Annotated in this window: 5 protein-coding genes and 1 pseudogene; 3 read left to right on the top strand and 3 right to left on the bottom strand. The window is 50.8% G+C overall.

Annotation, left to right across the window (positions count from 1 at the left end; translation table 11 throughout):
• Nucleotides 1–59 precede the first annotated feature (59 nt).
• A complete protein-coding gene (locus C7K08_RS13380; protein WP_106501044.1) occupies nucleotides 60–854 on the bottom strand; it encodes a class II aldolase/adducin family protein in 795 nt (264 codons plus the stop codon).
• A 73-nt stretch (nucleotides 855–927) separates the two neighbouring features.
• Here C7K08_RS13380 and C7K08_RS16035 point away from each other — a divergent pair, with 73 nt between their 5' ends.
• Nucleotides 928–1,065: a hypothetical protein gene (locus C7K08_RS16035; RefSeq protein ID WP_162842910.1), complete on the top strand. Its 138-nt coding sequence runs from the start codon at nucleotides 928–930 to the stop codon at nucleotides 1,063–1,065.
• On the opposite strand, the gene C7K08_RS13375 is transcribed toward C7K08_RS16035, so the two are convergent.
• The gene (locus C7K08_RS13375; protein WP_106501043.1) at nucleotides 1,062–1,367 is read right to left on the bottom strand and encodes a DUF6679 family protein; all 306 of its coding nucleotides are present in this window, start codon (nucleotides 1,365–1,367) and stop codon (nucleotides 1,062–1,064) included. The two genes, C7K08_RS16035 and C7K08_RS13375, sit on opposite strands and share 4 nt — an antisense overlap.
• Nucleotides 1,368–1,429: 62 nt before the next feature.
• On the opposite strand from C7K08_RS13375, the gene C7K08_RS13370 reads away from it, so the two are divergent.
• Both C7K08_RS13370 and gatC read left to right on the top strand, forming a co-directional pair.
• Entirely contained in the window at nucleotides 1,430–2,209 is a 780-nt protein-coding gene (locus C7K08_RS13370) for a creatininase family protein (RefSeq protein WP_106501042.1), read from the top strand.
• A complete protein-coding gene (gene gatC / locus C7K08_RS13365; protein ID WP_106501041.1) occupies nucleotides 2,206–2,499 on the top strand; it encodes an Asp-tRNA(Asn)/Glu-tRNA(Gln) amidotransferase subunit GatC in 294 nt (97 codons plus the stop codon). Before C7K08_RS13370 ends, gatC begins: the two co-directional genes overlap by 4 nt.
• On the opposite strand, the pseudogene C7K08_RS16185 reads toward gatC, so the two are convergent.
• A pseudogene (locus tag C7K08_RS16185) lies at nucleotides 2,496–2,676 on the bottom strand (beta-carotene hydroxylase); the annotation flags it as partial. The gene gatC and the pseudogene C7K08_RS16185 overlap by 4 nt on opposite strands.

Here is a 2,676-nt window from a genome sequence, read left to right as displayed (position 1 = left end):
GCAAGATAGTTTAGATACCTAGCCAATAATAGATCAATGCCTCCATCGCATAAAGCAACTTAATCAAACATATCGATATCCGTTGTGATTATTTCCTCCCAAAATGATTGAAAGCCATACCAACCAGCAAGTTCATTGCCAATTTGCTGGCTTGTRTAACTTGCCCATTCATCTCTTATTAATTTTGGYGTTCCAGCAGCTTCYGCTAATAGCTGCGCTTGGCAGCAACGCTCCATKGCAATAAACCAAAAAGCAGCTGAATCTATTGTTTCACCAACCGTAAATAAACCGTGGTTTTGATGAATCGCAGCTTTTCCAGCTAAGAAATTATCTGCAAAGCAATTTGCAGATTCTGCTTCAAGCACCACCYTGCCGCCATCAACTGAAATCAATTGATGCTGCTTATAAAAWSTGCAWGCATCTTGGGTAATTGGATCAAGCTGCTTACCAAGGCTTGAAAATGCCTTGCCATAGGGTGAATGGGCATGGGCTGCTGCTATCACTTCTGGCCTTCTTTGATGGATCGCKGAATGCAATACAAATGCAGCACGATTAACAGGCAATTCACCAATCACAACATCACCKCTATGATTTACTAAYAACAAATCACTAATRCGYACYYTCTTAAAMGACATYGCAAATGGRTTTACCCAAAAATGATCTATATATTCCGGATCYCGGGCCGTGATATGACCAGCYACACCCTCACCAAAACCCAKAGCACCAAATATCCTTAGTGCACCCACTAAGCGCTGCTTACGATGTTGCCTTTCCTGTTTTAGATCAGAAAAAAYTGGTGGTGCAAATTTCTTCAGTTGYTTTGGGGTGAGMGGAACCCCATCAATTTCATACATACCAACAAACCGACTGCAACCAACCACGGGTTTAAGCGCCAGAATGATTCAAACATCATCCCACCGCTGMCCAATGGAATCAAACGKGATCACCCTTGCCCAGCTCCTACCACTGCTGGCAGTGCTCTTCAGCATCAGCCTTGTGGTTTTTGGCAACACCGGCGGCTTTTACAACACCGATTCCTACGACGGCAACGGCACCGCCCACTAGGGCTGGGGTTTTAGYTGTTCCGCCTCTGGACATTCGTCTTGTTCGGCCACCATCAAGTCTTCRGARGCAGCGCTGCGGCTGAAGAAAGCGAGTCGGGTGCTMACCGCACCGATTGAATCGATCCGCACGATTTCCTCCCAACTGTGCAGTTCGTCTTCCTCCTCAGCGTCGTAACGCAAAGTGACGCAATCACCTTCGATCTCAAGGATTCGAGCCTGTTCGATCCAGCGTTGCTGGTCCCGCAGAAACACCCAAACCGGGCGCTGTTCTGCGCTGAACTGATAGAGCTTTCGTTGCAACATTGGYCAAGGCGCTCCCGCGCGCTGGCTGCATCCTAGGGAGGTAACGCCACTATTCCGCAGCGATGACAACAACATCAMCAGCCTTAACCACAGAAGCGATCCGCCTGCAACTGCGCAGTTGGCCTGAAGTGGAAACCTACCTGCAACGCTGCAAAGGCGTAATCGTGCCCCTGGGTTCCACCGAACARCACGGTCCCACTGGKGCCATCGGCACYGATGCCCTCACCGCAGAAGCTGTTGCCCTKGAGGTTGGTTGCCGCACTGGTGTGCTCGTAACCCCGGCCCAGGCCTTTGGCATGGCCGAACATCACCTCGCTTTTCCAGGCACCATCAGCCTGCAACCCAGCACCCTCATGGCCGTGATGCGGGATGTGGTKCTCTCCTTRGCCGGCCATGGTTTTGAAAGAATTTTTGTGATCAATGGCCATGGCGGCAATATCGCCACCAGCCGCGCTGCCTTTGCTGAGGCCTATGGGGAGGCGCGCAAACGTGGTTTACCTGCTGCAGCTCAACTGCAATGCCGGCTTGCCAATTGGTTTATGGCAGGCCCCGTAATGCGGGAAGCAAGGGAGCTCTATGGCGATCGGGAAGGTCACCACGCCACGCCAAGCGAAATTGCCCTCACCCTCTACCTCGAACCCAGCCTGGAGCAACTGCAACGGCCCCTGCCGGAAGCCGCCCCCGCCGGGCCGATCCATGGCCCCGATGATTTCCGCCGCCGCCACCCCGATGGCCGCATGGGTTCCGATCCTTTCCTAGCTAARGCAAGCCATGGTGAACGGCTGCTGGATCTAGCTGCCACCGCCCTCTGTAAAGATCTAGAAGAATTCCTAAACCYATGAGCCGCATCAGCGCCAACGACGTTCGCAAGGTTGCCCAGYTGGCACGCTTGGATTTACCTGAGCACACCATTGAAACCTTCACGCCACAGCTGGARGAAATCATTGATTTTGTTGCTCAGCTAGAGGAAATAGACACCACTGATGTGGTCCCCACCACCCGGGCTGTGGAAGTTGTGAATGTGTGCAGAGAAGATATCGTTACCAATACCGATGTACGCGAGGAATTACTAGATCTAGCGCCAGAAAGGGAGGGTGATTTTTTTAGGGTTCCAAAAATAATGGCCGATTAAGGCCTAGGGCCTACTGATGTTTTGTGAAGCAGTGATATCAATTTCCTTTTATTACTAAAACCAGGCATTAAGGCAGCAAGCCAACGCAATTTAGAGCGGTTGCGGCTGTGGCTTCTAATACCCAAAAGTATGTCGTATAAAAAGTTACCAAAATCTTCAAAAGTTTCAAATATGCCA

The organism is Synechococcus lacustris str. Tous, from assembly GCF_003011125.1.
Lineage (GTDB): Bacteria > Cyanobacteriota > Cyanobacteriia > PCC-6307 > Cyanobiaceae > Synechococcus_D > Synechococcus_D lacustris.
This window is presented reverse-complemented; position numbering and strand designations above follow the sequence as displayed.